Genomic DNA, 25,223 nt, shown 5'->3' with positions numbered 1-25,223 from the left:
CTCGCAGAGTCAGGTGACGGGGATGGGGCTGGTCGGTGGGCGGCCGGCGCTCGAGCCGCTCGTGTGCTCGAGTCGTCCGGGGCGCTGCCGCAACCACCACAGTCTCCCATGCTTTGCGAGTCCGGCGCTCACGCCGCACACCTGGGCCCGGCGCTCGTCGACGTCGTGACGCACAATGGCCCGCATGCGCGCTCAACCCATGCAGGTCCTGCCTGTGGCCCCCGGGTCGCACCTGCCGCTCCGCCGCTACGTGCGGCACCCTCGCGAGATCGTGTCGCTCGTGGTGGCGATCATCGCGTCGCTGCTGCTGCTCGCTGCGGCCGTCTCCGAGGTCACGACCGCGCTCGACGAGCAGCGCACCCCGGACGTCTACGCGCTCGCGCTGGTCTTCGCGCCACTGCTCATCTGGTTCGCGCGCGGCCAGCTGTGGGCCCAGCAGCGCCTGAGCGGCATCAAGCTGACCCCTGGGCAGTTCCCCGAGGCGTACGCGATGCTCGTCGACGCTGCCGGCCGCTCCGGCCTGTCCTACGTGCCGGACGCGTACGTCGTGCTCGGCAACGGCGTCATCAACGCGGCGGCCTCCGGCCACGGCCTGCGGCGGTTCGTCTTCATCAACAGCGACCTGCTCGAGGTCGGTGGCGGCGCACGCGAGCCCGACGCGCTGCGGTTCGTCATCGCGCACGAGGTCGGGCACATCGCCGCCGGCCACGTCAGCTACTGGCGCATCCTGGGCACCTTCGCCTCCCAGTGGATCCCCCTCGTCGGCTCCACGCTGAGCCGGGCGCAGGAGTTCACCGCCGACAGCTACGGCCACGCCCTCGCACCGCAGGGCGCCCCGTCCGCGATGGCGACCCTCGCGGGCGGCAAGTACCTCGGACGCTCCGTCGACGTCGATGCGATGGCCGACCGTGCCGTCACCGAGCCGGGCTTCTTCGTGTGGGTCACCAACGCCACAGCGAGCCACCCGGCACTGTTGTGGCGCATGCACGCCCTGCGCGACCGTCGCCGTCCCGGCCGACTGCTCTGGCGCCCCAAGGAGCCGTGGCTGTGGGGCGCTCCGGCAGCTCCCGGCGCCTACTCGCTGCCCGCCATGGTCGGTTTCGTACCGACCTCGGTCCCCGCGGTCGCGGCCTCCCCGGCCGTCCCCGCGATGTCGGACCTGCCCGTCGACGCCGTGTCGGGCGCAGGAGGCGACACCGACGTCGTGGGCTACCCCGAGCGCTACCCGGACGCCACGAGGCCCTCGACGCTGGCGAACGAGGACGAGCGATGGAGGCCGGGCCCCGCCGAGTGAGCACGCCGGCACGTCGGCGGATCGACCGGCATACCGACGGCCTCCGGGTCAGGCCTGCGTGCCCGCGGTGACGGCCGTCTGGTCGCCGACGACGTCGCCGGGCACGGGGGCCGCGGCCCGCGAGCGACGCTCGAGCAGGGCCGACAGCACAGCCACCCCGACACCGAGCACCGCGAGCCCGGCACCGACCAGGCTCGGCGCGCCGTAGCCCCACCCTGCCGCGAGCACGATGGAGCCGAGCCAGGCACCGAGGGCGTTCGCGGTGTTGAGCGTCGAGTGGTTGAGGGCGGCCGCGAGCGACTGCCCCTCGTGGGCGACGTCCATGAGCCGCGTCTGGAGCAGCGGCACGACGATCGAGGGAAGCAGCCCGAGGACGAACACCATGACGAGGGCCAGCCACAGCGTGTGCGCGGCCCAGCCGAAGACGGCGAGGAGCACGGCGATGAGACCCAGGGCTCCGATGATGCCCTTGAGCACGCCGACCCGGTTGGCGACCCGGCCGCTCAGCACCATCCCCGCGACCATGCCGACGCCGTAGGCCGCGAGCACCCACGGGATGTAGCTCTCGTCGAGCCCGGCGAGCTCGGTCATCGTCGGCGTGATGAAGGAGTACATCGCGAACATGCCGCCGAAGCCGACGACGCCGACGAGCAGCGCCAGCCACACCTGCACCCGCCGCAGCGCCCGCATCTCGGCGCGCATGGACTCCTCACCGCTCGAGCGCTGGTGAGGCAGGAAGAGCGCGATGGCCACGACGGTGAGCGCGGCGATGCCACCCACGAGGACGTAGGGCAGGTGCCAGGAGAACCGCTGGCCGAGCAGCGTCGCGACGGGAACCCCGACGACGTTCGCTACCCCGAGACCACCGAGGAGGGCGGCCACGGCGGCGGTGCGCCGGTGGTGCGACACGAGGGAGGCCGCCACGACCGAGCCGATGCCGAAGAAGGCGCCGTGCGGCAGTCCGGCGAGGAAGCGTGCCGCCATGACGGTCGAGTAGCTGTCGGCGGTGAGGATGGCGATGTGGGCGACGGCGAAGAAGGCCATCAGCCCCATGAGCAGGCCCTTGCGGGGTGCCTTGGCCGCGGCGACCGCGATGAGCGGGGCTCCCACGACGACTCCGAGCGCATACGCCGAGACGTAGTGGCCGGCGGTCGCGATGTCGACCCCGGTGCCCTCGGCGATCTGAGGCAGCAGCCCCATCGTCACGAACTCCGTGGTGCCGATGGCGAACCCACCCACCGCGAGCGCGAGGATGGCGAGGGTCGTGCGACGTCTGGCGGGGGTCAAGAGGTCTCTCCGGAGTTGGGTCGTTCGATCGGCGTCCGGTGCTCGTGGCACCGGGGGGTGGCATCGGGGGTGGTGCGGATCGCCGTCGACCCGGTCTCGGACGTCAACGGTAACGGCGGCGCGGCTACGGTGATTCCCATGTCCAGCACCTTCGAGCGTCTCCTCGGCCGACTGCGTGGCGTCCTGCGCGGCGCCTCCGCCCCCACCCGCACACCACCGACCATGCGACGGGGCGCCGCGGTGCCCGCCCCCGGTCCGGCGACGACCTACCCCGGCGACGCGACCAGGCTCCCCGACACCACGTACGCGCCGCGGTCGGACGGCCGGCCCGACCCGGGCGAGATCGTCTGGACGTGGGTCCCCTTCGAGGAGGACCACACCCAGGGCAAGGACCGCCCCGTACTCGTCGTCGGCCGCGAGGGCGACTGGCTCGTCGGGCTCCCATTGACAAGCAAGGACCACGACCGGGACGAGCAGCAGGAACGCCGCTCGGGCCGTGAGTGGGTCGACATCGGCTCCGGCGACTGGGACGGCCGTGGTCGCCCCAGCGAGGTCCGGGTCAACCGGCTCGTCCGGGTGGACCCCGACGGCGTGCGCCGTGAGGGCGCGGTGCTCCCCCGGGACCGTTACGACGAGGTCGTGGCGGCGGCGCGTGCCGTGCACCGGGACTGAGCCCTCCGGCCGGCGTCCGGACGCAGATCGGGCCCGTCACCTCGTGGTGACGGGCCCGCTCACGCGAAGGGGTGGTGCGTCAGAGCGACGCGACCTTCTTGGCCATCGCCGACTTCTTGTTGGCGGCCTGGTTCTGGTGGATGACACCCTTGCTGACAGCCTTGTCGAGCTTCTTCGAGGCGGTCTTGAGAGCGTCGGCAGCCGCGTCCTTGTCGCCGGAAGCGGTGGCCTCACGGACCTTGCGGATCCACGTGCGGAGCTCGCTCTTGACGGCCTTGTTGCGCTCGGTGCGCGTCGCGTTCGTCTTGATGCGCTTGAGCTGCGACTTGATGTTTGCCACGTTGATGGTTTCTTTCGTTCGGTCGGATGGTTGCGGTTAGAGGGCCGCAAAGCCGCTCGGGACCGGGAGTGGGGACACCCTGCGTGAGCAGCTCTGGATGGAGCATGCATGCGCGCACGACCTGAGCGCGCACGCAAGGGTCAAAGTTACCAGCGGCCGGTGCACTCGACCAAACCGGGAGCATGCCGTCCGACGGGGCCGGACCGACCGCCGGGTGGGCGGCGGCTCAGCGGGCGACGCGGGCGCGGGCGATGGTGAGGATCGCGCGCTCCACGGCATACACGGGGTCGCGTCCGCCGCCCTTGACCTCGAAGTCGGCAGCCGCGACGGCCTGGACCGCGACGGCGAGCCCGTCGGCGCTCCAGTGGCCGACGGCGCGACGTGCCTTGTCGACCTGCCACGGCGCCATGCCGAGGCTCTTGGCCAGCTGAGCGGAGCTGCCCCGGCCGGCGGCGCCGACCTTGATGAGCTGGCGCAGCTGCGAGGCGATGACGGCGACGATCGGCACGGGGTCGACGCCGGTGGCGATGGCGTGCCGCAGCAGGCGCAACGCCTCGCCGGACTGCCCGGCCACGGCCGCGTCGGCGACCCGGAAGCCCGTGGCCTCGACCTTGCCGCCGTGGTAGGTGTCGACGACGGCGTCGTCGATCGTGCCCTCGGTGTCGGAGACGAGCTGCGAGCAGGCGGCGGCCAGCTCGCGCACGTCCTTGCCGACCGCCTCGATGAGGGCGCGAACCCCTTCGCTCGTGATCTTGCGTCGTGCGGCCGCGAACTCCTTCATGACGAAGTCGGTCTTGTCGCGGTCGGTCTTGACCGCCGGGCACTCGATGACCCGGGCCCCCGCCTTCTTCATCGTGTCGATGACCTTCTTGCCCTTCATGCCCCCGCCGTGGGCGACGACGAGACCGAGCTCGGGGTCGGGCACGGCGAGGAGCGAGAGCAGGTCGAGCTGCAGCTCGTCGGGTGACTCGTGCAGGTCGCGCACGACGATCGTCTTGGCCCCACCGAAGAGAGAGGGGCTCGCGTGCATCTGGAGCGCACCGGACTCGTAGGTCGCCGGGTCGATGCGGATGACCTCGACGTCGGCCTCCTTGCCCGCGACGAGCACGCCGGCGACGGCTCGCTCGACGAGAACGCCCTCGGGGCCGGTCACGAGCACGAAGGGCGGAGCGGCCGGGTCGGTCATGGCGTCAACTGTGCCATGCGGGCCCGACAGCCGCGGTTCGAGGCCGGAGCCGGAGCGTCGTCAGTCGAAGAGGGCGCCCGAGGCGATCGTCAGCCCCAGCTGGTCGACCCGCGCCGCGATGGTCTCCTCGGGCAGCTCGAAGTGGTCGACGAGCTCGTCGAGCTGCATGCCCGCGTCCGCCGCGTCGCGCAGCTCCTCGTCCTGCTCGTCGGTCCACGCGTGACCCGCGGCGACGGCGCTGCGCGAGGAAGCCGGAGCGGGCGGGGGGACGGCGACCGGCCGCGGGTGCTCCGTGCCGTCCGCGTCGGCCCGGGCCCCCGTGAGCGAGCGGAGCGCGGGCTCCTCGACGGCCACCGGCGGCGGGGCCACGGCGTCGAGGCGGGCGAGCGCGGCGAGGACCATCTTCTTGTCGGTCGTCGGGTAGAAGGGCGGCAGCGAGCGCTGGAGGAACCCGGCATACCTCGCCGTCATCATCCGGGAGTCGAGGAAGGCCACGACGCCGCGGTCGTCGGCCCGTCGGACGAGGCGGCCGGCGCCCTGCGCGAGCCGGAGGGCGGCGTGCGTGGCCGACACGGCCATGAAGCCGTTGCCGCCCATCCGCGCGATCGCCTGCGAACGGGCCGAGGCGAGGGGGTCGTCGGGCCGCGGGAAGGGGATGCGGTCGATGATGACGAGCTGGCACGACGAGCCGGGCACGTCGACGCCCTGCCACAGGGTGAGGGTGCCGAACAGGCACGTGCGCGGGTCGCGCGCGAACTGGCGCACGAGCGTCGTGATCTGGTCCTCGCCCTGGCACAGGACCGGGATGTCGTCGCCGAAGCGGGCGCGCATCACCTCGGCAGCCGTCTGGGCGGCGCGCATCGACGAGAAGAGGCCCAGCGTGCGCCCGCCGGCGGCCCGCACCAGCTGCTCGATCTCGTCGAGGGTGTCGTCGCCGGCTCCGTCGCGGCCGGGTGGCGGCAGGTGCGCGGCGACGTAGGCGATGGCCTGCTTGGGGTAGTCGAAGGGGCTCCCGACGTCGAGGCCCTGCCACTTCGGGGCGCCCTCACCGCGCAGCCCGATGGTGCCGGCGACGGCGTCGAACGTGCCACCGAGCTCGAGCGTGGCGGACGTCAGCACGACGGTGCGCTCCTCGAAGACCTTGTCGCGCACGAGCATGGCCACGCTCATCGGGGCGACGCGCAGCACTGGGCCCCGGCGCTGGTCGCGGTTCAGCCAGACGACGTCGAGCTCGCGCTCCTCGAGGATGCGCTCGGCATTCTCGTGGACCTCGTCGACGGCGGCGCGGGCGATCTGGCGAGCGCCGTCGACCTCCTGCCCGGGCGGGGGCTTGAGGTCGCTCTGGACGGTGCGGGCCGTGTCGCGCACGCGCGCGAGCGCCAACCCGACCGACTCCGGGACGCCGAGCATGCGCCCCTCCTCGAGCGGCTCGAGGGCCTGGGCGAGCATCTCCCCCGCCTCGTCCATGGCGGCGGTGTTCTCGGACATCCGACCGGCCTTCTTGGCGGCCGTCATGACCATGGCGCCGGTCAGCTCGTCGGTGATCGTCGCGGTGACGCGGTCGACGAGCTCGTGCGCCTCGTCGACGACGAGGACGTCGTGCTCGGGCAGCATCTGGCGGCCCTCGAACGAGTCGATGGCCATGAAGGAGTGGTTGGTGACGACGACGTCGACGTCCTTGGCGGCCTCGCGGGCACGCTCGACGAAGCACTCGGCGACGAGCGGGCACTTGCCGCCCATGCACTCGTGGGCCGAGACCGAGACCTGGCGCCACGCCCGCTCGGAGACACCGGGGACGAGCTCGTCCCGGTCCCCGGAGTCCGTGGCGTTCGCCCACTCGCGCAGTCGGACGACCTCCTGCCCGAGCCGGCCGACGGCGGCGTCGACCTGTCCCACCGAGAGCAGGCCGTCCTCGTCGTCGGGGAAACCGCCCTCGAGCTTGTTGAGGCACACGTAGTTGCGCCGACCCTTGACGAGCGCGTAGGTGGGACGGCGCCCGAGGACCGGGGCCAGGGCGTCGGCAACGCGCGGCATGTCCCGGTCGACGATCTGCGCCTGCAGGGCCAGGGTCGCGGTCGCCACGACGGCCGGTTTGCCCGCCTCGAAGGCGTGGGCGACCGCGGGCACCAGGTAGGCCAGCGACTTCCCGGTGCCGGTGCCGGCCTGGACGAGCAGGTGCTCCCCCTCGTCGATGGCGTGCGCGACGGCCTTGGCCATCTCGACCTGCCCCGGCCGCTCGGCGCCACCGACTCCCGACACCGCGGCGTGGAGGAGGTCGTCGAGCGCGGGTCGCTGAGGCATTGGCTCAGCGTATGCCGACGCGCCGGGGCCCCGCGCCGATGGCCCCCCACCCTGTGGACCCACCCGCTGCTCAGGTCGGGACGAAGGCCCTCAGTGACTCCGGTCCCAGCGCTCGCGCAGCTCGGGTGCCTGCTGGCCTACGCCGCCCTCCTCGGTCAGGGCGGCTTCCCGGCATACGACCCGTTCTCCCGCACCGGCGACCTCGGCGCGGGCACGCGAGCTGCTCGACCCGCCGCTCGGGGCCGCTCGGCTCGCCTTCTCGCAGGTCGGGGCCGACGACCCCGCGGTCCCGGTGCCGCTCCCCCAAGGTCCCCGCCGGGTGGCCTCGCCTACGCCTCGGCCCTCCCTGCCCTCCTCAATGACGACGCCGAGCCGGGCTCGCAGCTGCGCCACCTCGGTCGTGACCCGCAGTGACCTCCGCGCTCCTGACCACCGGCGGCCGGTCCGGCGTGGGACCGACGTCACCCTCGTTTGCCGGGCGCGGACCCGCCGACGGGAGTTTGATCGAGGCATGAGCGCACCCCTGCCCACCGACCTCGAGATCGCGAACGCGGCAACCCTGCGCCCGCTCTCGGACGTCGCCGCCGAGCTCGGCATCCGGGACGAGCACCTTGAGCCGTACGGGCGCGACGTCGCCAAGATCGACCTCGCGGTGCTCGACGAGCCAGCGCCGGCGCACCTGGCCAAGTACGTCGTCGTCACCGCCGTGACGCCGACACCCCTCGGCGAGGGCAAGACGACGACCTCGGTCGGGCTCGCGCAGGCGCTGCGACGGCTCGACAAGCGGGCGGTCGTCGCCCTGCGCCAGCCGTCGATGGGGCCGACGTTCGGGATCAAGGGGGGCGCCGCCGGTGGCGGCTACAGCCAGGTCGTCCCGATGGAGCGGCTCAACCTGCACCTCACCGGCGACTTCCATGCCGTCACCTCGGCGCACAACCTGCTCGCCGCGATGATCGACAACCACCTGCACCACGGAAATGCGCTGGGCATCGACGTCCGCAACATCACGTGGCGCCGTGTCCTCGACGTCAACGACCGGGCACTGCGCAACGTCGTCATCGGGCTCGGCGCCCGCCAGGACGGGTTGGCCCGTGAGACCGGCTTCGACATCACCGCGGCCAGCGAGGTCATGGTGCTCCTCACCCTCTCCACCTCGCTGCGCGACCTCCGTGCTCGTCTCGGCCGGATCGTCATCGGTTACACCACGCAGGGCAAGTCCGTCACCGCGGAGGAGCTCCACGCGGCCGGGGCCATGGCGGCGATCCTCGAGGACGCCCTCAAGCCCAACCTGCTCCAGACCCTCGAAGGTGGTCCGGCGATCATCCACTGCGGACCGTTCGGCAACATCGCGACGGGCACCTCCTCGGTCACGGCCGACCTCATCGCCATGCGCGGCAGCGACTACGCCATCACCGAGGCGGGCTTCGGGGCCGACATGGGCGCCGAGCGCTTCTTCGACGTCAAGTGCCGCGTCAGCGGCCTCAAGCCCGACGTCGCGGTCGTCGTGGCCACCGTCCGCGCGCTCAAGACCCACTCGGGCCGGTATGCCGTCCGCGCCGGCAAGCCGTTGCCCTCCGGGATGCTCGAGGAGAGACCGAAGGACGTCGAGGCCGGCCTGCCCAACCTGCGCAAGCACATCGAGATCGTGCGACGGTTCGGGGTCCAGCCCGTCGTCGCGATCAACGCCTTCCCCGACGACCACGAGTCCGAGCACGCCGTCATCCGGCGCTACTGCAACACCCTCGGCGTCCGCTCGGCAGTGACCCGGCACGTGGCCGAGGGCGGAGCGGGGGCCCTGGAGCTGGCTCAGGTCGTCATCGAGGCCGCCCACGAGCCGACCGCCTTCGAGTTCCTCTACCCCCTGGACCTGCCGCTCGAGCAGAAGATCGAGGCCATCGCGACGCAGGTCTACGGCGCCGACGGCATCGACGTGAGCCCCGCCGCGGCACGCGCCCTCAAGGACTACGAACGGCTCGGCTACGGCGGCCTGCCCGTCGTCATCGCCAAGACGCACCTGTCGATCTCGTCGGACCCGAGCCTGCGGGGCGCGCCGCGCGGCTGGCGGATGCCGGTGCGCGAGGTGCGCGCGGCGGTCGGCGCCGGCTACGTCTACGCCATCTGCGGCGACATGCGGACGATGCCGGGACTCCCGACCTCACCCAATGCCGAGCGCATCGACATCACGGAGGACGGCTCGGTCACCGGGCTCTCCTGACGGCCTGTCAGCGCACCGGGGCACCGTCGACGCGGCGGGCCATGGCGACGTCGTCGCGGTAGTCGTTCGGGCGCAGGCGCAGCCCGCGAGGTAGGCGACCCACCTCTGTCCAGCCGGCGCGCGCGTAGAACTCCCCGAGTCCCAGCCCGTCGCGGTAGTCGAGACGCAGCAGCTCGACCCACGGCAGCTCGCGCCGGGCGATGCCGACCATGCCGCCGAGCAGGAGGCGGCCGAGGTTGCGGCCCTGCGTGTCCGGGTCGACCATGAGGCGCTTCAGCCCGGCGACGTGCTCGTAGGGAAAACCTCGCGAGTGCTCCCACAGGCCGAGCCCACGCAGCTGGCCGCCGGGCTCCCTGAGCAGGCAGAGCAGTGAACGGCCCCCGGCGACGTCCTCGAGGTGACGGCCGAGCGCGACGGCCACGTCGCTGCGGGCCGCCCCGGGCAGGAACCCGACCGAACCGCCGGCATCGTTGACGCGGACCCACAGGTCGAGGACTGCGTCCTCCAGCTCGGCATCCACCGAGTCCGGGGCGACGGACTCGACGCTCGGCGCCTGGAGGTAGAGCATGGGCTCGCTGTCCGGTTCGTCCCTGAGCTTCCGCGTGCCCACCTGCACGAGCCCCGCGGACACCGCGGTGCGCAACGATGCCGTGTTGACCGTGTCGACCATCGCCGTCACCAGGGTCTCAGGACGGTGCTCGAGCGCCCAGGCGACCACCGCGCGCGCGATCTCGCGGCCGAGACCCTGTCCCAGCCGGTCGTGCACGAGGCGGTAGTACAGGTTGAGCGAGTCCTGGTCGGAGTCCTTGTGCCGCAAGCCGGCCCACCCGATGACCTCGCCCGTCGCGCGGTCGAGGACGACGGCATACCCGAGCGCGTCCCGCTGCCAGTCGGCGAGGTCGTCGGCGAGCCGCTCCCGGCAACGCTCAGGGCTCGGCATGCTCGCGGGCGCGTGGGCATACGTGCGGGGGTCGCCGTGGACGCGGAGGTAGTCCGCAAGATCGTCCGCGCGCGGACGTCGCAGCACGAGGCGACCGGTCGTGATCCACGCGCCGCCCTCGCCCTCGGGTTGCGGCGCCGTCACGGCGCCTGACGCTCGGGCGCTCGCGTCTCGCACGCCGCGAGCGGGGCACCGTCGCAGCACGGCTCGATGTAGAGGCACCGCGGGCAACGGTTGTGCGCCTGCTCGGCATACATCTGGGTGCCGCAGTAGGGGCACGGGATCTCGAGGGCCATGCCCACCATGGTCCCCGACCGCACCGACAGCCCCCTGCCGACATGCCGAAGGGCCCCACGAGGAGGCCCTTCGACGTGCTGTCCGGCGTGTCGCCCGAACTCAGCTGCGCTCAGCTGGCGACGACGGCGTATGCCGCGAGCTCGGGCTCCATGGTCGGGGTGACCTTGGCGCGCAGCCGGGTCCCCTCGGCCACGTGCTCGCTCTCGAGGATCTCGCCCTCCTCGTGGAGGCGCGAGATGAGGTCACCGCGGTCGTACGGCACGAGCACCTCGATCTCGATGTCGGGCTTCGGCAGCTCGTCGTCGATCAGGGCGCGCAGCTCGGCGAGCCCGGCGCCGGTGCGGGCCGAGACCGTGATGCAGTGCCGCTCGTGGCGGCGGAGCCGGTCGAGCACCTCCGGGTCGGCGATGTCGGCCTTGTTGACGACGATGATCTCCTTGATCTGGTCGCCACCGACGTCGGCGAGCACCTCGCGCACGGCCGAGATCTGCCCCTCGGGGTCGGGGTGGGACCCGTCGACGACGTGCAGGAGCAGGTCGGAGTCGGCAACCTCCTCGAGCGTCGAGCGGAACGCCTCGACGAGCTGGTGGGGCAGGCTGCGCACGAAGCCGACGGTGTCGGCGAGCGTGTAGACGCGGCCCTCCTCGGTCTCGGTGCGGCGCACCGTCGGGTCGAGGGTCGCGAAGAGCTGGTTCTCGACGAGCACGCCCGCACCGGTGAGGCGGTTGAGCAGCGAGCTCTTGCCGGCGTTGGTGTAGCCGGCGATCGCGACGGACGGCACGCCGCCCGCGCGGCGTGAGTGCCGACGCGTGTCGCGGCTCGTCTTCATGCCCTTGATGTCGCGGCGCAGCTTGGCGATCTTCGTGTTGATGCGGCGACGGTCGAGCTCGATCTTCGTCTCACCGGGGCCACGCGATCCGATGCCCTCACCGCCGGCGACGCGACCACCGGCCTGTCGGGACATCGACTCACCCCAGCCACGCAGGCGTGGCAGGAGGTACTGCAGCTGGGCCAGCTCGACCTGGGCGCGACCCTCGCGGCTCTTGGCGTGCTGGGCGAAGATGTCGAGGATCAGCGCCGTGCGGTCGATGACCTTGACCTTGACGACGTCCTCGAGCGCGCGGCGCTGGCTGGGGGCGAGCTCGCCGTCGCAGATGACGGTGTCGGCACCCTCCTCGACGACGATGTCGCGCAGCTCCAGCGCCTTGCCCTTGCCGAGCCAGGTCGCGGGGTCGGGCTTCTGACGACGCTGCACGACACCCTCGAGGACGGTCGACCCCGCCGTCTCGGCGAGGGCCGCGAGCTCGCGGATGGAGTTCTCGGCGTCGTCGGCGGTGCCCTCGGTCCAGACCCCGGCCAGCACGACGCGCTCGAGGCGCAGCTGGCGGTACTCGACCTCGGTGATGTCCTCGAGCTCGGTCGACAGTCCCTGGACGCGCCGGAGCGCGGCGCGCTCCTCGCGGTCGAGCTGGTCGCCGTCGTAGAGGGGGTATGCCGTGTCTGCGGTCTCGTGGGGATCCTCGGCCAGCGCGTCGGCGCGGGTGGCGAAGAGGTCACGCTCACGCTCCGCAGCGCGGGCTCGGTCGTCGGTGTGCTGGGTGCGGTTGCTCGTCATGTTCTCCCTATGGTTCCACTGGTGCAACGCCACGAGCCACTCGTTTGTGCCCAGACAAGACATACCCGCGGCTGGGCGCAGCCACCGATCGCACGGGCACCGGCCTGTTCCGGGCCGATAGCGTGGCCCCTGATGAGCGAGCCGACCGACCACTACTTCACCGCCGAGCCGGCCACGCCGGAGGAGCGACGCACCATCGAGGTCACGCTCGACGGACGCACGCTGACTCTGAGCACCGCCCGTGGGGTCTACTCCCCTGACCGTCTCGACCCCGGGACGGCCATCCTCCTCGCCGGCGCCCCGGAGCCCAGCCCGAGCGGCGACCTGCTCGACATCGGCTGCGGCTGGGGGCCGATCTCGATCACGCTTGCGCTGCGCTCCCCCCACGCCCACGTGTGGGGCGTCGACATCAACCGCCGGTCGCTCGACCTCGCCCGGAGCAACGCAGCAGCAGCCGGCGTCGACAACGTGACCTTCTGCGAGCCGGACGACGTCCCGACCGACCTGCGCTTCGCGACCATCTGGTCCAACCCGCCGATCCACGTGGGCAAGGCAGCACTGCACGCGCTGCTGGAACGCTGGCTCCCGCGCCTGGCCGACGACGGTGTCGCCCACCTCGTCGTCCAGAAGCACCTGGGCTCGGACTCGCTCCAGAAGTGGATCAACGAGCAGGATTGGGGCCTGCGGTGCACCCGCCTGTCGTCCGCGAAGGCGTTCCGCATCCTCGAGGTGCGCCGTCCCTGAGGTCGCGACCGCGACTGGCCGGTCGGGCGCCCGGTGGCAGCAGGCTGCCCACGCGCTCTGACGGGTGACGACGTCGCGTCGCTGCGGTATGCCGTCACCGACCTCCTCGACGACGTGACCCACGCGCAGGACGCCCACGAGCGACTCGTCAGCGCCATGCTGCTCGGCGACGACCCGACCCGTCGAGGTGATCCCGTCACGCAAGCGGGTTCCGGCGTGACGTCGACCCGAGGCACCGGCCCGCGTCAGAGCGGGAAGTCGCCGTCCGCGACGAGCACCGCGGGACCGGCGAGCTCGACCCGCTGGCCGGGCAGTGGCGTGACGGTCAGCCGTCCCCCCGGCACGTCGACGGTCCACGGGCTGAGGTCCTCCACGCCGGACCAGAACCGCGTCGCGAGGGCGGCGGCCGCGGCTCCGGTGCCGCACGACCGGGTCTCACCGACGCCACGCTCGTGGACCCGCATCGCGATGTGACCGGGACCCACGGCCCGGACGAACTCGACGTTGGAGCCGTCGGCCGGCTCCGGGTGCAGCTCGGGGGCCTCACCGAGGTCGAGGTTCTCGAGGGCGATGCCCTCGGGGAGCATGACGACGGCGTGCGGGTTGCCGAGGTCGAGGGTCAGGGCCGGCACGGGCTTGCCGTGGCGCGGCTTCACCATGACGTCGAAGCCGTCTCGTCGCGCCCCCTGCTCGTCGGCGAGACGCCACGGACCGAGGTCGACGGCGTAGCCCCCGTCGATGACGCGCACGGTCTTGACACCGGCGCGAGTGGCGATGCCGAACGTCGAGCCGAAGGCGAGGCCCTCCCGCCGGAGGTACTCGGCGAAGACGCGCGTGCCGTTGCCGCACATCTCGGCGGGCGAGCCGTCCGCGTTGCGGTAGTCCATGAACCACTCGGCCTCGCGCGACTGGGCGCGCACCGACTCGTCGGTCGAGAGCGCCGTCCGCACGACGCGGATGACGCCATCGGCCCCGAGACCCGCGTGCCGGTCGGCGATGCGCTGCACCTGGGCGGGGGTGAGCTCGAGCGAGCCCTCGAGGTCGGGGACGAGGACGAAGTCGTTCTCGGTGCCGTGGCCCTTGGTGAAGCGCGTCATGTCAGCCATTCTCGGGTATGCCGTGCGACACCTTCGCATCTGCCTCGCGAACCGCCGTCAGAGCCCGGTCGAGCAGGTCCGGCGCGGTGGCGTCGAGCCACACGATCCGGGGGTCGGGACGGAACCACGACTCCTGTCGCCGGGCGTAGCGCCGCGTCGCCTGGGCTGTCTCGGCCCGCGCGCCGGCCTCGTCGAGCTCGCCGTCGACGACGGCGATCGCCTGGCTGTAGCCGATGGCCCGGCTGGCCGTGACGCCGTGACGCAGACCGCTGCCGAGCAGTGCCTCGGTCTCGGCGCGCAGCCCCTCCTCCCACATCCGCTCGACCCGTCGGTCGATGCGGTCCACGAGGACCTCGCGGTCCACCCGCAACCCGAGCACCACTGCGGGAGAGACGAACTCGCGAGTGGGCATCGTCGCACTGAATGGACGGCCGGTCAGCTCGATGACCTCGAGCGCACGGATGACGCGGCGCCGGTTGCCGGGGAGGATCGCGGCGGCGGCTCGGGGGTCCAGGCTGAGCAGGCGGGCGTGCATCGCGTCACCGCCGACCTCCTCCGCCTCCGCCTCGAGGCGTGTGCGGACCTCCGTGTCGGTCGGAGGGATCTCCAGCCGGTCGAGGGCCGCCCGGACATAGAGGCCCGACCCGCCCACCAGGACCGGCCGGTGGTCGCGGTCGCGGATGGCAGCGATGTCGGCACGCGCCGCGGTCTGGTAGCCCGCGACGCTCGCCTCCTCGGTCACGTCGAGGACGTCGAGCTGGTGGTGCCGGATGCCGCGCCGCTCGGCGAGGGAGAGCTTCGCCGTGCCGATGTCCATGCCGCGGTAGAACTGCATGGCGTCGGCGTTGACGACCTCTCCCCCGAGACGTTCGGCGAGGTCGAGGGCGAGGTCCGACTTGCCCGTGGCCGTCGCACCCACCACCGCGACGACCGGCTCGGCTCCGGCCCTGGTGTGACCCGTCACGTGGATGTGCGCGATCAGCCGATGAGCTCGTCGGTGTGGTCGGCGGTGTGCTCGTCGCCCTCGTCCTCGTCGTGGCCGAACGGGTCGCGGTCGACGCCCGGGTGCCAGGAGTTGCCGGGCTTGCCCCAGCCGTTGCGCTTCACTGCCTTGCGGGCCTTCTTGGACTGCCGGTCATCGAGGCGGTCGACGTACAACGTGCCGTTGAGGTGGTCGTACTCGTGCTGCATGCACCGGGCGAACCATCCAGTGGCGTCGAACTCGACCCGGTTGCCGTCGATGTCGAAGCCGATGACATGCGCGCGCTCGGCGCGCTTGAGCGGGAACGCCTCACCGGGAACCGACAGGCAGCCCTCGGTCTCCTCGTCGGGGTTCGGGCGCTCCTGCGGGATCCGCGTGGTGGTGAGCGTCGGGTTGATGACGTGCCCCTGCTCGGGAACCCCGTCCTCGTTGGCCATCTTCCAGACGAAGACGCGCAGCCCGACGCCGACCTGCGGCGCCGCCAGGCCGACGCCGTTGGCCGCGACGTTCGTCTCGTACATGTCCTCGACGAGCGTGCGCAGCTCGTCGTCGAAGTCCGTGACGAGGGCTGCGGACCGGTGAAGGACGGGCTCGCCGGTGATGACGATGGGGCGCACACTCATGCGCCAAGTCAAGCACGAGCGACCGCGTCGACCCGAATCGGCTCAGACGACAGAGCAGCCCGGCGCGGCCGGTGCAGCAGCGGGCCGCCCGATCGCCGGCATGCCCAGGCTGACGGCCGGCTTGCCCGTGCCCTGGGGCGCGTCCTGCAGCGCGGCCCAGGCGTCCCCGCCGGGAGTGCGCCGGACGGCATACGTCCCACCTTCGCTGCCCGAGTCGGCGACGAGGTGATGGGGCGCGCCATAGGTGACCTGCACGGTCACCACGTCACCGGGACGCGGGACCTCGGCGCCCTCCGGCACGGCGAAGTGGACCAGCCGGTTGTCGCGGGCCCGGCCCGACAGCCGCCTGGTCTCGAGGTCCTTGCGGCCCTCGGAAGGGGCGACCAGCACCTCGACCTCGCGGCCCTCGACGGCACGGTTGCCGGCCCAGCTGACCTCCTCCTGGAGGGCGATGAGCCGCTCGAAGCGCTCCTGCACGACCGCCTTGGGAACCTGGTCCTCCATCGTCGCCGCCGGGGTGCCCGGGCGGATGGAGTACTGGAAGGTGAAGGCGCTGGAGAAGCGGGACTCGCGCACGACGTCGAGGGTGGCCTGGAAGTCCTCCTCCGTCTCACCGGGGAAGCCGACGATGATGTCGGTCGTGATCGCAGCGTCCGGGATGTGTCGGCGGACGTTCTCGATGATGCCGAGGAACTTGGCGCTGCGGTAGGAGCGGCGCATGTCCTTGAGCACCTTGTCGGAGCCGGACTGGAGCGGCATGTGCAGGCTCGGCATGACGTTGGGCGTCTCGGCCATCGCAAGAATGACGTCCTCGGTGAACGCGGCCGGGTGCGGGCTGGTGAACCGCACGCGCTCGAGGCCCGCGATGTCACCGCAGGCGCGCAGGAGCTTGCCGAAGGCGAGCCGGTCACCGAACTCGACGCCGTAGGTGTTGACGTTCTGGCCGAGCAACGTCACCTCGACGACGCCCTGCGCCACGAGCGCCTCGATCTCGGCGAGGATCTCTCCGGGGCGACGATCCTGCTCCTTGCCGCGCAGGCTCGGCACGATGCAGAAGGTGCACGTGTTGTTGCAGCCGACCGAGATGGAGACCCACGCGCTGTAGGCCGAGTCACGACGGGTCGGCAGGGTCGAGGGGAAGACCTCGAGGCTCTCGAGGATCTCGACCTCGGCACGCTTGTTGTGGGCGGCACGGTCGAGCAGGGCCGGCAACGAGCCGATGTTGTGGGTGCCGAAGACGACGTCGACCCACGGCGCGCGCTGCACGATGGTGCTGCGGTCCTTCTGCGCCATGCAACCCCCGACGGCGATCTGCATGCCCGGGTTCTTCTGCTTGGCGGGACGGAGCTGACCGAGGTTGCCGTAGAGCTTGTTGTCGGCGTTCTCGCGCACGGCGCACGTGTTGAACACGACGACGTCGGCGACCTCCGGGCGCTCCCCTGCAGGGAGGCTCGCAAGATCGACGTAGCCGGCGGTCTCGAGCAGCCCGGCCAGGCGTTCACTGTCGTGGACGTTCATCTGGCAGCCGTGCGTGCGCACGTCATACGTGCGGCGCGCGCCGGTCGGCGAGACGGAGGCGGTCGCGACGGACGTGGGGGCGAAGTTCTGCGTTGTCATGGCACCGACAAGAGTACGTCGTGGTGAGCCTGCTCCCGCCGCACGGCTGTCTCGACGCGCGATACCGGGGAATAGGCGGCAGGGTGGTCCCGTTGATGCCTTTGCTTGACAGTTCAACAATCACCGTGCATCATAGTTGTTGAAGATTCAATCACCCCCACCCCGAAGGACACATCATCATGGGCCTGTTCAACCGCACCAAGGACGAGACCGTCACCGAGACCCCGTCCGTCGCCGTCGAGAACATCTCCGGCGACTACACGCTGGACCCGAGCCACACGCGCATCGGCTTCTCCGCCCGTCACGCGATGGTGACGAAGGTTCGTGGTCACTTCGACCAGTTCGAGGGCACCGCTCACGTCGACACCGTCACCCCGGCCAACTCGTCGGTCACGGTCACCATCGAGGCCGCGAGCGTCACCACCGGCAACGAGCAGCGCGACGGCCACCTCAAGACCCCCGACTTCTTCGACATCGCCAACCACCCGCAGATCACCTTCGTCTCGACGAACGTCGAGCGCGACGGCTCCGAGTGGGCCATCACCGGCGACCTCACCATCAACGGCGTCACCAAGCCCGTCACGATCCCCTTCGAGGAGACCGGCTCGGCCAAGGACCCGTTCGGCAACACCCGCGTGGGCTTCGAGGGTGACGTCACCATCGACCGCACCGACTGGAACCTCTCCTTCAACGCCGCCCTCGAGACCGGTGGCGTCCTCGTGAGCGAGAAGGTCAAGCTCGAGTTCGACATCTCCGCGATCGCCAACGTGCCCGCCGAGGTCTGAGCACCACCACAGCGCCACGCAGCACCGCAGCACCGCAGCACCCCAGGGGGTGAGGACCACACCGGTCCTCACCCCCGCGTGGTGTCTGCACCCGGCCGCCGCCCGCCGGCCTCAGTCGCGCCGGTGCTCGGGCAACCCGTCGACCGCGTCCCGGACGATGGGCCAGGCGACCTCTCCCGAGTAGCCCTTGCGTGCGAGCATCGCTGCCAGCCGTCGGGTCTGCACGTCGGGAGCGAGACCACGCATGGACCGCAGCTTCTTCGCGACGAGCTGCTCGGCCCGGAGACGCTCGTCGCCCGCACCGACCTGACCGAGGGCCTCGTCGGCGATCTCCGGGTCGATGCCCTGCTTGCGCAGCTCGTGGGCGAGCGCCCGGCGAGCCAGGCCCTTGTCCGACTGGCGCGACCGCACGAGCATCTGGGCGTACGCCTCGTCGTCGACGAGGCCGACCTCGGTCATGCGATCGAGCACCTTGGCCGCGACGTCGTCCTCGCACCCGCGCTGGCGCAGCTTCCGCTCGAGCTGGGAGCGGCTGCGGGGAGCCATGCTCAGCTGTCGCAGGACGATGGCCCGGGCCACCGACTCGGCGTCTGCGTCGGGGACGGCCTCCGCCGGGTCCTCCGGCGGAGGCGCCCAGTCAGGCCGCTCCCCCGGGTCGATCGCACCCCAGCCGGTCCGGGGCTTGCTGGGCGACCCACGGCCACGGCGCCCGGGGCCACCGGACGACGGGGGCTCGGGAGCCGACGAAGGTCCTTCCGCGACCGGAGCCGGAGGGGCCGCTGCGGGGGGCGGCGGCGCCGACCGAGCCTGCGCGGCGCCCTCGGGATCCGGCTCGTCGGACGGCTGGTCGGCGGCCCGGTCGGACGACGCGCCCGCCCGCACCCCGGCAGCACTCTCGGCCTCGGCCAAAGCTGCCGCGGCGCGGGCCAGACGACCCTGCACGCTCTCCTCTTCGGAGCGGCTCACGATCAGAAGTCGACAGGCACGTCCGAGACCTCGGCGGGCTGGTCGACACGCGGCCCGACGCCGAGCTTCTCCTTGACCTTCTTCTCGATCTCGTCGGCCAGGTCGGGGTTGTCCTTGAGGAAGTTGCGGGCGTTCTCCTTGCCCTGACCGAGCTGGTCGCCCTCGTAGGTGTACCAAGCGCCGGCCTTGCGGACGAAGCCGTGCTCGACCCCCATGTCGATGATGCCCCCCTCGCGGGAGATGCCGTGGCCGTAGAGGATGTCGAACTCTGCCTGCTTGAACGGCGGCGAGACCTTGTTCTTGACGACCTTGACGCGGGTGCGGTTGCCGACCGGCTCGGTCCCGTCCTTGAGGGTCTCGATGCGACGCACGTCCAGTCGAACCGAGGCGTAGAACTTCAGGGCCTTGCCACCGGTCGTCGTCTCGGGCGAGCCGAACATGACGCCGATCTTCTCGCGGAGCTGGTTGATGAAGATCGCGGTCGTACCGGTGTTGTTGAGGGCACCGGTGAGCTTGCGCAGCGCCTGGCTCATCAGGCGGGCCTGCAGGCCGACGTGGCTGTCACCCATCTCGCCCTCGATCTCGGCACGGGGCACCAGGGCCGCGACCGAGTCGATGACGATGATGTCGATGGCGCCGGAGCGGATCAGCATGTCGGCGATCTCGAGCGCCTGCTCACCGGTGTCGGGCTGCGACACGAGCAGCGCGTCGGTGTCGACACCGAGCTTCTGCGCATAGTCGGGGTCGAGCGCGTGCTCGGCGTCGATGAACGCCGCGATCCCGCCCGCCTTCTGCGCGTTGGCGACCGCGTGAAGGGCCACCGTCGTCTTGCCCGACGACTCCGGGCCGTAGATCTCGACGACACGGCCACGCGGCAGACCGCCGATGCCGAGGGCGACATCGAGGGCGATCGACCCGGTGGGGATGACCTCGATCGGCGCACGTACGTCGTCACCGAGGCGCATCACCGCGCCCTTGCCGTAGCTCTTCTCGATCTGACCCATCACCGAGGAGAGGGCCTTGTCCTTGTCCTTCGCCTGCACCGATGCCATGTCGGTCACCTATCTGCCGTCTGCGCTGCGGTCGTCTACCTTCGACCCGGGCGACGGCTCGTCCAGAGATTCGCTGTCGGGTCAGACGCTAGGTGCCGGCGCCGACATCAGGTGGACCACGAGACGGCCTGTGGACGATGCGGGTGGTGGCGCAGGACCTGTGGAGAACAGTACCGAACAGGTGTTCGAAGTCGATACGACACGCCGGTACACCGGAGTCGTCAGCGGGCGGCCTGACCGCCCTGGGCGCCTCGGGCCACTCGGGTGTCCCGACCGAGCCGACGCTCGGGCGGCACGTCCATGTCGGTGCACAACGCCTCCCAGACAGCCCGCGGCGCCTCACCGTCGGCGAGGGCCTGCACGACGGTGCGGTTGCCCAGCGCGCCCAGCACGTGGTCGCGGGCGAGCGACCCGGCATACGCCGCGCCGAACTCGTCGTCCATCAAGGTCCAGAAGTGACTGATCCGCACCCCAGCAGTGTGCCACCCGGTCGGCCGGAACCGTTCCTCGCGAACCTGTCGTCGGAGCGTTGTCCGATCCGGCCACGCACGTCCGCCTCTGCCGGTATCGTCCTCTCGTCCTGCGCGACGTCGTGCGGACGCCGAACTCTTCAGGGGAGCACCACCATGACCGAGCCCACGAACGGGGCGAGCCAGCCCTACGCCTACCCGACGCCCGCAGGGGCGCCCCAGACCGTCCCCGGCGAGGTCACCCTCTCCGACGAGCCGCAGCCCACGCCGGGCGGCGGTCGCAAGCGCACCGGGCTGCTTGTCGGCGGTGTCGTCACCGCGCTCGTCCTCGGCGGGGCGGGCGCGTTCGCCTTCCAGACGCTGAGCGGCGGAGGCTCCCAGCCCGCCGAGGTGCTGCCCGGCGACGCCTACGCCTACTTCCGCCTCGACATCGACCCGTCCGCCGGCCAGAAGATCGCTGCCGTGCGCTTCCTCGGCAAGCTGCCCCAGGTCAAGGACACCCTCGGCAGCGACGACCCGCGCAAGAAGCTCTGGGAGCTGGCCTCGAAGGACTCCAGCAACGGCTGCGTCGCGAAGTTCAGCTACGACGACGACATCGCGCCCTGGCTCGGAGACCGCGCCGGCGCCGCCATCCGCCCCGGAGGCACGTCGGACGCCCCGAACGTCGCCATCGCAATCCAGGTCAAGGACGAGACGGCTGCCAAGGACACGTTGACCAGGCTCTTCGCCTGCGACAAGAACGGCGACACCGAGCTGCGGATGAAGAACGGCTACGCCATCATCACGCCGCCCGGTGTCGGCGACGCCACGCTCGCCGCCGTCGACAAGGGCTCGCTGGCCCAGAACGCCACCTTCAACGAGGACATGAACGCCCTCGGCGAGCAGGGCATCATGTCAGCCTGGTTCGACATGGGGTCGGGCCTCAAGGAGATCCAGAAGCTGGGTGGCACGTCGGCCCTGGGCGCCGTCCCGGCGGTCAGTGCCAAGGGCCGGGTCGCGGCGGCGCTGCGCTTCGACGCGGACTACGTCGAGATGGCGGGCGTCGTGCGTGGCGGCGACGCGACCACCTCGGTCAAGGGCAACGGTGGCGAGATGGCCTCCCTGCCGGCCGACACCTTGGCGGCCGTCAACGTCTCGGGCGCCGACAAGATGATCGACGGAGCGTGGCCCCAGCTGAAGAAGCAGATCGAGAGCCTGGCGTCCGCCGACGGCGGGTCCGACCCGATCGGGGAGGTCGAGCAGCAGCTCGGCATGAAGCTGCCCGGCGACCTCAAGGTCCTGCTCGGCAGCTCGTTCACCCTCGCGATGCCCGACCAGGACCTCAAGTCCGACGTCCCCACCATCGGAGCCAAGGTCGTCTCGAGCGACGCCAAGCGCGCCGACGAGCTCGTCAGCCGCCTCATGGAGACCGCGGGCGTGGGCCCCGACGTCCTGACCCACAAGGTCGACGGCGACAAGGTCTTCGTCGCCACGACGCCCGACTACACCGACGACCTCAAGGCCGGCGGCAAGCTCGGGGACACCGACACCTTCAAGCTGGCTGTCGGCGACGTCTCCGGCTCCAACACCACGCTGTTCGTCGACCTCGACAAGATCGACAAGCTCGCACAGGGTCAGCTGCACGGTGAGGCCAAGACGTTCCTCGAGTCGCTGCGTGCCGTCGGCTTCAACGCCTCCAACACGGGCAACGGTGAGGGCAGCTTCACGCTCCGGGTCCTGGGCGACTGACCCGGTCCCGAACGCACGAAGGGCCCCGCTCCGGCGGGGCCCTTCGTCGTGGAACCGGTCGGGTCAGGCGATGTCGGCGAACCCCGTGATGCCGAGCCCATCGGCGTCGGGCAGCTGGATCTGGTTGCCCGAGTAGGAGATTCCGCCCCTCACGGGCGAACGCAAGGACCACCACGCTGCGTCGAGGTCGCTGACCTCGGTCGTCGGCTCGGCCGCGACGAGCGCCGCCGCAGCCCCCACCCCGATGTGGCTCTCCATCATCGAGCCGACGATGGTGCGCAGGCCGGCGTCGTGGGCGCGGCGGAGCATGTCGCGGCCCGCGGTGAGCGAGCCGCACTTGGCGAGCTTGATGTTGACGAGGTCGGCCGCGCCGAGCCGGATGATCCGTTCGAGGTCGAACGGGCCGTAGCAGGACTCGTCGGCCATGACCGGGAGACCAACCCGCTCACGCACCCAGGCGAGACCCTCGACGTCGTCGGCCACGACAGGCTGCTCGACGAACTCGACCCCGAGGTCGGCGTCCTCGAGCGCACGGATGACCTGCACGGCCTCGTCCCGGCTCCAGCCCTGGTTGGCGTCGAGACGGAGGGCGACCTCGGGCCCGACCGCCGCACGCACCGCGGCCACTCTCGACACGTCGGTGCTCGCGTCGGTGCCGACCTTCATCTTGAGGGTGCGGAAGCCCTCCGCGACCCGCGCGCGGGCCGTGTCGGCGAGGGCGTCGGCGGCGCCCGCGGACAGGGTGACGTCGGTCGTCAGCACATCGCGTATGCCGCCTGCCCCGGTCGCGAGGACAGCGGCGACCGAGGTGCCCTCCGCCTGGGCGACGAGGTCGTGCAGGGCCGCGTCGAGCGCGGCCTTCGCCCCGAAGTTGCGGGCCACGGCGCGCTGCACGGCGGCGGTCGCGCTCCGGAGGTCGTCGCGGTCGTCCAGACGGCGGCCCGTGGCGGCCGGGGCGAGCATCGACTCGATGCAGGCGGTCGCACTCGCGAGCGACTCACCGGTCACCTGCCACACCTGGGGCGCCTCGCCCCAGCCGGTGCGGCCGTCGCTGTCGGTGACGGTGACGACGACGGTGTCGGTGGTCTCGGTGCGACGCAGGGCCGTCACGAACGGGGTGTGCAGAGGCACGGACGAGACGGTCGTCGCGACCCGGGCCACGGTCGTCATGCGGAGCCCTGCTCGTCGGCCAGCGGGTCGACCAGTTCGTCGGGGTGCTCGTCGGGGTGCTCGGCGCGCCAGACGTCACGGGCGACCTCCGCCACCAGGGCGGCTGCCTCCGTCTCGGCGAGGTCGATGGTCGTGCACACCGAGAGCACGAAGGGCTCCTCCCCCGCCGGGCGCACCAGGGCGACGTCGTGCGAGACCCCGGGGATCCAGCCGGACTTGCTGGCGGTCGGCGTGCCGGGCGGCAGTCCGGCCGGGACCTGGTCGACGTGCACCTGACGGCCCAGCATCTCCTCGACCGGGCCCAGCACGGCCTCCCCGCCGAGGTCCGGGTCGCGTCGCCCGACAGCGGCCATGATGAGCCCGAGGTCGGAGGCGGTCACCGTGTTGGTGATGCCCGCCCGGCGCGCCGCCGCGTCCTCGATGCCACGCGCGACGACGGTTGCCGGGGAGCACCCGACGAGGCGGAGCACCTCGGCGACCTCGGCGAGCCCGACGACGTCGATGAGCAGGTTGGTGGCGATGTTGCTCGAGTGCGTGATGGCCTGCTCGGCAAGCTCGCCGAGGGTGCAGGTGCCGCCGACCGCGGCCCAGGTCCGCGGGTCCTGGTCGTCGGACTCGTCGAGGTCGAACGGCGAGCAGTCGAGCACCGAGGCGAAGGTGCCGGAGACGGCGACCGGTGCGTCGAGGGCGAGCTCGCCGCGCACGACCCGGCGGAAGGCTGCGATGACGAGCGGGAGCTTCATCGTGGAGGCCGCGTAGTGCGGCGCGAGCGCGTCGCGCTCGTAGCGGGGTTGCCCCTCCAGGTCGCCCAGCCACACCGACAGCGTGGCCCTGCCGGGCGTGGCGACCTCGTCGAGACGTGAGTTCAGGACCGCGAAGGGGCTTGGCACCCCAGCACGGTAGACGATCAGGCGGCGGAGGCCGACACCACGTCGCCCGACGGGACGGGCAGTGGGACGGTCGGGGCGAGGCCCTCGCTCTCGGCCATCCGGCTGGACACGTCGATGAGCACCTGGGACAGCGGCAGGGACAGCGCGCCGCAGATCGAGGCGAGCAGCTCGGAGGACGCTTCCTTCTCGCCGCGCTCGACCTCGCTGAGGTAGCCCAGGGAGACCGACGCCGTGGCCGAGACCTCGCGAAGGGTGCGGCCCTGGGCGCGTCGGCGCTCACGCAGGACGTCACCGAGCTCGCGTCGCAACAGTGTCGTCATGCCGTCCTCCTTCAGGTCCCTGGTGTCGTGTGGTCGGGTGCGGGGCCACCGCCGGGGTGACCCGACAGCCCTACCGTACCCCGAGGCCCCCGCGGCAGCGCAGGTGTTCCGGGTGTGGCGCCCGTCTGCTCGACCGCGAGGCGGAGCACCGCGTCAACCGTCGCAGACCGGATCTGCGCCCTGGTTCCGTTCAACTCCAGGGCGCGCGTCACTGTTCCCGAGGGCCCAGCCACCGCGACGTGAACCGTGCCCGCGGGTTTGCCCTCGGACGGCCCCGGACCCGCCACGCCGGTCGTGGCGAGGCCCCACGTGGAGCCCAGCCGGCGGCGTACGCCCTCGGCCATGAGCACGGCGACCTCAGGGTCGACGGTGCCCACCCGCGCGACGAGGTCGGCGGGCACGTCGAGCAGCGCCGTCTTCACCGCGGCGGCATACGCCACGACACCACCGAGCAGCACCGCGGACGCCCCGGGGGTGTCGGCCACGGTGGCGGCGACGAGGCCGGCCGTGAGCGACTCGGCGCAGGCCACGGTCTCGTGCGCCTCGGTCAGGCGGGCGACGAGCCTTGCCCCGGGTGCCCCCGGCGCGCCGAGGGCACCCGGAGCCTCGGGAGCCTCGGTGACGTCGTCCAC

Annotated in this window: 25 protein-coding genes; 7 read left to right on the top strand and 18 right to left on the bottom strand. The window is 71.7% G+C overall.

What is annotated here, in order from left to right:
- The first annotated feature begins 184 nt into the window (after window positions 1-184).
- Window positions 185-1,294, top strand: a complete 1,110-nt coding sequence (locus tag ABD831_RS08770) for a M48 family metallopeptidase (RefSeq protein ID WP_344944516.1) — start codon at window positions 185-187, stop codon at window positions 1,292-1,294.
- 48 nt (window positions 1,295-1,342) lie between these two features.
- On the opposite strand, the gene ABD831_RS08765 is transcribed toward ABD831_RS08770, so the two are convergent.
- Window positions 1,343-2,581 (bottom strand): MFS transporter, encoded by a 1,239-nt coding sequence (locus ABD831_RS08765; protein ID WP_344944512.1) that lies wholly within the window; start codon window positions 2,579-2,581, stop codon window positions 1,343-1,345.
- Between the two features lie 138 nt (window positions 2,582-2,719).
- Here ABD831_RS08765 and ABD831_RS08760 point away from each other — a divergent pair, with 138 nt between their 5' ends.
- Entirely contained in the window at window positions 2,720-3,253 is a 534-nt protein-coding gene (locus ABD831_RS08760) for a type II toxin-antitoxin system PemK/MazF family toxin (protein WP_344944509.1), read from the top strand.
- Between the two features lie 79 nt (window positions 3,254-3,332).
- Here the strand turns inward: ABD831_RS08760 and rpsT are convergent, their stop codons facing one another.
- From rpsT to ABD831_RS08745, 3 genes are all read right to left on the bottom strand, one after another.
- Window positions 3,333-3,593 carry a 30S ribosomal protein S20 gene (gene rpsT / locus ABD831_RS08755; protein WP_142177499.1) on the bottom strand — a complete coding sequence of 87 codons (261 nt, stop codon included), beginning with the start codon at window positions 3,591-3,593 and terminating at the stop codon, window positions 3,333-3,335.
- A gap of 226 nt (window positions 3,594-3,819) precedes the next feature.
- The gene (gene holA, locus ABD831_RS08750; protein WP_344944505.1) at window positions 3,820-4,779 is read right to left on the bottom strand and encodes a DNA polymerase III subunit delta; all 960 of its coding nucleotides are present in this window, start codon (window positions 4,777-4,779) and stop codon (window positions 3,820-3,822) included.
- Between the two features lie 60 nt (window positions 4,780-4,839).
- Complete coding sequence (locus ABD831_RS08745; protein WP_344944502.1) at window positions 4,840-7,080, bottom strand: ATP-dependent DNA helicase; 2,241 nt, start codon at window positions 7,078-7,080, stop codon at window positions 4,840-4,842.
- 93 nt (window positions 7,081-7,173) lie between these two features.
- Here ABD831_RS08745 and ABD831_RS08740 point away from each other — a divergent pair, with 93 nt between their 5' ends.
- Together ABD831_RS08740 and ABD831_RS08735 are read left to right on the top strand one after the other, a co-directional pair.
- Window positions 7,174-7,494: a hypothetical protein gene (locus ABD831_RS08740; RefSeq protein ID WP_344944499.1), complete on the top strand. Its 321-nt coding sequence runs from the start codon at window positions 7,174-7,176 to the stop codon at window positions 7,492-7,494.
- A gap of 97 nt (window positions 7,495-7,591) precedes the next feature.
- Complete coding sequence (locus ABD831_RS08735) at window positions 7,592-9,295, top strand: formate--tetrahydrofolate ligase (protein WP_344944496.1); 1,704 nt, start codon at window positions 7,592-7,594, stop codon at window positions 9,293-9,295.
- 7 nt (window positions 9,296-9,302) lie between these two features.
- On the opposite strand, the gene ABD831_RS08730 is transcribed toward ABD831_RS08735, so the two are convergent.
- The 3 genes from ABD831_RS08730 to hflX all read right to left on the bottom strand — a co-directional run bounded on the left by ABD831_RS08730 (window position 9,303) and on the right by hflX (window position 12,147).
- Window positions 9,303-10,379 carry a GNAT family N-acetyltransferase gene (locus tag ABD831_RS08730; RefSeq protein ID WP_344944493.1) on the bottom strand — a complete coding sequence of 359 codons (1,077 nt, stop codon included), beginning with the start codon at window positions 10,377-10,379 and terminating at the stop codon, window positions 9,303-9,305.
- Window positions 10,376-10,531 carry a hypothetical protein gene (locus ABD831_RS08725; RefSeq protein ID WP_185744651.1) on the bottom strand — a complete coding sequence of 52 codons (156 nt, stop codon included), beginning with the start codon at window positions 10,529-10,531 and terminating at the stop codon, window positions 10,376-10,378. Before ABD831_RS08725 ends, ABD831_RS08730 begins: the two co-directional genes overlap by 4 nt.
- A 110-nt stretch (window positions 10,532-10,641) precedes the next feature.
- Complete coding sequence (gene hflX / locus ABD831_RS08720) at window positions 10,642-12,147, bottom strand: GTPase HflX (protein ID WP_344944489.1); 1,506 nt, start codon at window positions 12,145-12,147, stop codon at window positions 10,642-10,644.
- Between the two features lie 132 nt (window positions 12,148-12,279).
- Here hflX and ABD831_RS08715 point away from each other — a divergent pair, with 132 nt between their 5' ends.
- Window positions 12,280-12,891, top strand: a complete 612-nt coding sequence (locus tag ABD831_RS08715) for a class I SAM-dependent methyltransferase (protein ID WP_344944486.1) — start codon at window positions 12,280-12,282, stop codon at window positions 12,889-12,891.
- A 245-nt stretch (window positions 12,892-13,136) separates the two neighbouring features.
- Here ABD831_RS08715 and dapF read toward each other — a convergent pair whose 3' ends face one another.
- From dapF to miaB, 4 genes are read right to left on the bottom strand one after another with little or no spacing between them, the layout of a single operon-like run.
- On the bottom strand, window positions 13,137-13,988 hold the full coding sequence (gene dapF / locus ABD831_RS08710) for a diaminopimelate epimerase (protein ID WP_344944484.1): 852 nt from the start codon (window positions 13,986-13,988) through the stop codon (window positions 13,137-13,139).
- 1 nt (window position 13,989) lies between these two features.
- Complete coding sequence (gene miaA, locus ABD831_RS08705; protein ID WP_425582809.1) at window positions 13,990-14,958, bottom strand: tRNA (adenosine(37)-N6)-dimethylallyltransferase MiaA; 969 nt, start codon at window positions 14,956-14,958, stop codon at window positions 13,990-13,992.
- Window positions 14,959-14,966: 8 nt separating this feature from the next.
- Window positions 14,967-15,593 (bottom strand): peptide deformylase, encoded by a 627-nt coding sequence (gene def, locus ABD831_RS08700; RefSeq protein ID WP_344944478.1) that lies wholly within the window; start codon window positions 15,591-15,593, stop codon window positions 14,967-14,969.
- A 42-nt stretch (window positions 15,594-15,635) separates the two neighbouring features.
- A complete protein-coding gene (gene miaB, locus ABD831_RS08695) occupies window positions 15,636-17,210 on the bottom strand; it encodes a tRNA (N6-isopentenyl adenosine(37)-C2)-methylthiotransferase MiaB (protein WP_344944474.1) in 1,575 nt (524 codons plus the stop codon).
- 179 nt (window positions 17,211-17,389) lie between these two features.
- Here miaB and ABD831_RS08690 point away from each other — a divergent pair, with 179 nt between their 5' ends.
- Window positions 17,390-17,995 carry a YceI family protein gene (locus ABD831_RS08690; RefSeq protein ID WP_142177486.1) on the top strand — a complete coding sequence of 202 codons (606 nt, stop codon included), beginning with the start codon at window positions 17,390-17,392 and terminating at the stop codon, window positions 17,993-17,995.
- Window positions 17,996-18,106: 111 nt separating this feature from the next.
- On the opposite strand, the gene ABD831_RS08685 is transcribed toward ABD831_RS08690, so the two are convergent.
- From ABD831_RS08685 to ABD831_RS08675, 3 genes are all read right to left on the bottom strand, one after another.
- Window positions 18,107-18,961, bottom strand: coding sequence for a regulatory protein RecX (locus ABD831_RS08685; RefSeq protein ID WP_344944470.1), 855 nt, complete (start codon window positions 18,959-18,961; stop codon window positions 18,107-18,109).
- A gap of 2 nt (window positions 18,962-18,963) precedes the next feature.
- Window positions 18,964-20,013 (bottom strand): recombinase RecA, encoded by a 1,050-nt coding sequence (recA, locus tag ABD831_RS08680; protein WP_142177485.1) that lies wholly within the window; start codon window positions 20,011-20,013, stop codon window positions 18,964-18,966.
- 221 nt (window positions 20,014-20,234) lie between these two features.
- A complete protein-coding gene (locus ABD831_RS08675) occupies window positions 20,235-20,483 on the bottom strand; it encodes a DUF3046 domain-containing protein (RefSeq protein WP_142177484.1) in 249 nt (82 codons plus the stop codon).
- A gap of 156 nt (window positions 20,484-20,639) precedes the next feature.
- On the opposite strand from ABD831_RS08675, the gene ABD831_RS08670 reads away from it, so the two are divergent.
- On the top strand, window positions 20,640-22,211 hold the full coding sequence (locus ABD831_RS08670) for a DUF3352 domain-containing protein (protein WP_344944464.1): 1,572 nt from the start codon (window positions 20,640-20,642) through the stop codon (window positions 22,209-22,211).
- A gap of 63 nt (window positions 22,212-22,274) precedes the next feature.
- Here ABD831_RS08670 and ABD831_RS08665 read toward each other — a convergent pair whose 3' ends face one another.
- The 4 genes from ABD831_RS08665 to ABD831_RS08650 are packed head-to-tail and all read right to left on the bottom strand — an operon-like array spanning window position 22,275 to window position 25,223.
- On the bottom strand, window positions 22,275-23,381 hold the full coding sequence (locus tag ABD831_RS08665) for a dipeptide epimerase (protein ID WP_344944461.1): 1,107 nt from the start codon (window positions 23,379-23,381) through the stop codon (window positions 22,275-22,277).
- Window positions 23,378-24,271 (bottom strand): serine hydrolase, encoded by an 894-nt coding sequence (locus ABD831_RS08660; protein ID WP_344944458.1) that lies wholly within the window; start codon window positions 24,269-24,271, stop codon window positions 23,378-23,380. The genes ABD831_RS08665 and ABD831_RS08660 overlap by 4 nt, the downstream gene beginning before the upstream one ends.
- Before the next feature lie 17 nt (window positions 24,272-24,288).
- Window positions 24,289-24,591, bottom strand: coding sequence for a helix-turn-helix domain-containing protein (locus ABD831_RS08655; protein WP_142177480.1), 303 nt, complete (start codon window positions 24,589-24,591; stop codon window positions 24,289-24,291).
- Window positions 24,592-24,602: 11 nt separating this feature from the next.
- Entirely contained in the window at window positions 24,603-25,223 is a 621-nt protein-coding gene (locus ABD831_RS08650) for a CinA family protein (RefSeq protein WP_344944454.1), read from the bottom strand.

The organism is Terrabacter ginsenosidimutans, assembly GCF_039539425.1.
Classification (GTDB): Bacteria; Actinomycetota; Actinomycetes; order Actinomycetales; family Dermatophilaceae; genus Terrabacter; species Terrabacter ginsenosidimutans.
Note: the sequence above shows the minus strand (reverse complement) of the source record. Positions and strands in the feature narration are given on the sequence as shown.

Coding starts and splice junctions, on each gene's coding strand:
- ABD831_RS08770 (WP_344944516.1), top strand. CDS start 185: ATGCGCGCTCAACCCATGCAGGTCCTGCCTGTGGCCCCCGGGTCGCAC.
- ABD831_RS08760 (WP_344944509.1), top strand. CDS start 2,720: ATGTCCAGCACCTTCGAGCGTCTCCTCGGCCGACTGCGTGGCGTCCTG.
- holA (WP_344944505.1), bottom strand. CDS start 4,779: ATGACCGACCCGGCCGCTCCGCCCTTCGTGCTCGTGACCGGCCCCGAG.
- ABD831_RS08745 (WP_344944502.1), bottom strand. CDS start 7,080: ATGCCTCAGCGACCCGCGCTCGACGACCTCCTCCACGCCGCGGTGTCG.
- ABD831_RS08735 (WP_344944496.1), top strand. CDS start 7,592: ATGAGCGCACCCCTGCCCACCGACCTCGAGATCGCGAACGCGGCAACC.
- ABD831_RS08725 (WP_185744651.1), bottom strand. CDS start 10,531: ATGGCCCTCGAGATCCCGTGCCCCTACTGCGGCACCCAGATGTATGCC.
- hflX (WP_344944489.1), bottom strand. CDS start 12,147: ATGACGAGCAACCGCACCCAGCACACCGACGACCGAGCCCGCGCTGCG.
- ABD831_RS08715 (WP_344944486.1), top strand. CDS start 12,280: ATGAGCGAGCCGACCGACCACTACTTCACCGCCGAGCCGGCCACGCCG.
- dapF (WP_344944484.1), bottom strand. CDS start 13,988: ATGACGCGCTTCACCAAGGGCCACGGCACCGAGAACGACTTCGTCCTC.
- def (WP_344944478.1), bottom strand. CDS start 15,593: ATGAGTGTGCGCCCCATCGTCATCACCGGCGAGCCCGTCCTTCACCGG.
- miaB (WP_344944474.1), bottom strand. CDS start 17,210: ATGACAACGCAGAACTTCGCCCCCACGTCCGTCGCGACCGCCTCCGTC.
- ABD831_RS08690 (WP_142177486.1), top strand. CDS start 17,390: ATGGGCCTGTTCAACCGCACCAAGGACGAGACCGTCACCGAGACCCCG.
- recA (WP_142177485.1), bottom strand. CDS start 20,013: ATGGCATCGGTGCAGGCGAAGGACAAGGACAAGGCCCTCTCCTCGGTG.
- ABD831_RS08670 (WP_344944464.1), top strand. CDS start 20,640: ATGACCGAGCCCACGAACGGGGCGAGCCAGCCCTACGCCTACCCGACG.
- ABD831_RS08665 (WP_344944461.1), bottom strand. CDS start 23,381: ATGACGACCGTGGCCCGGGTCGCGACGACCGTCTCGTCCGTGCCTCTG.
- ABD831_RS08655 (WP_142177480.1), bottom strand. CDS start 24,591: ATGACGACACTGTTGCGACGCGAGCTCGGTGACGTCCTGCGTGAGCGC.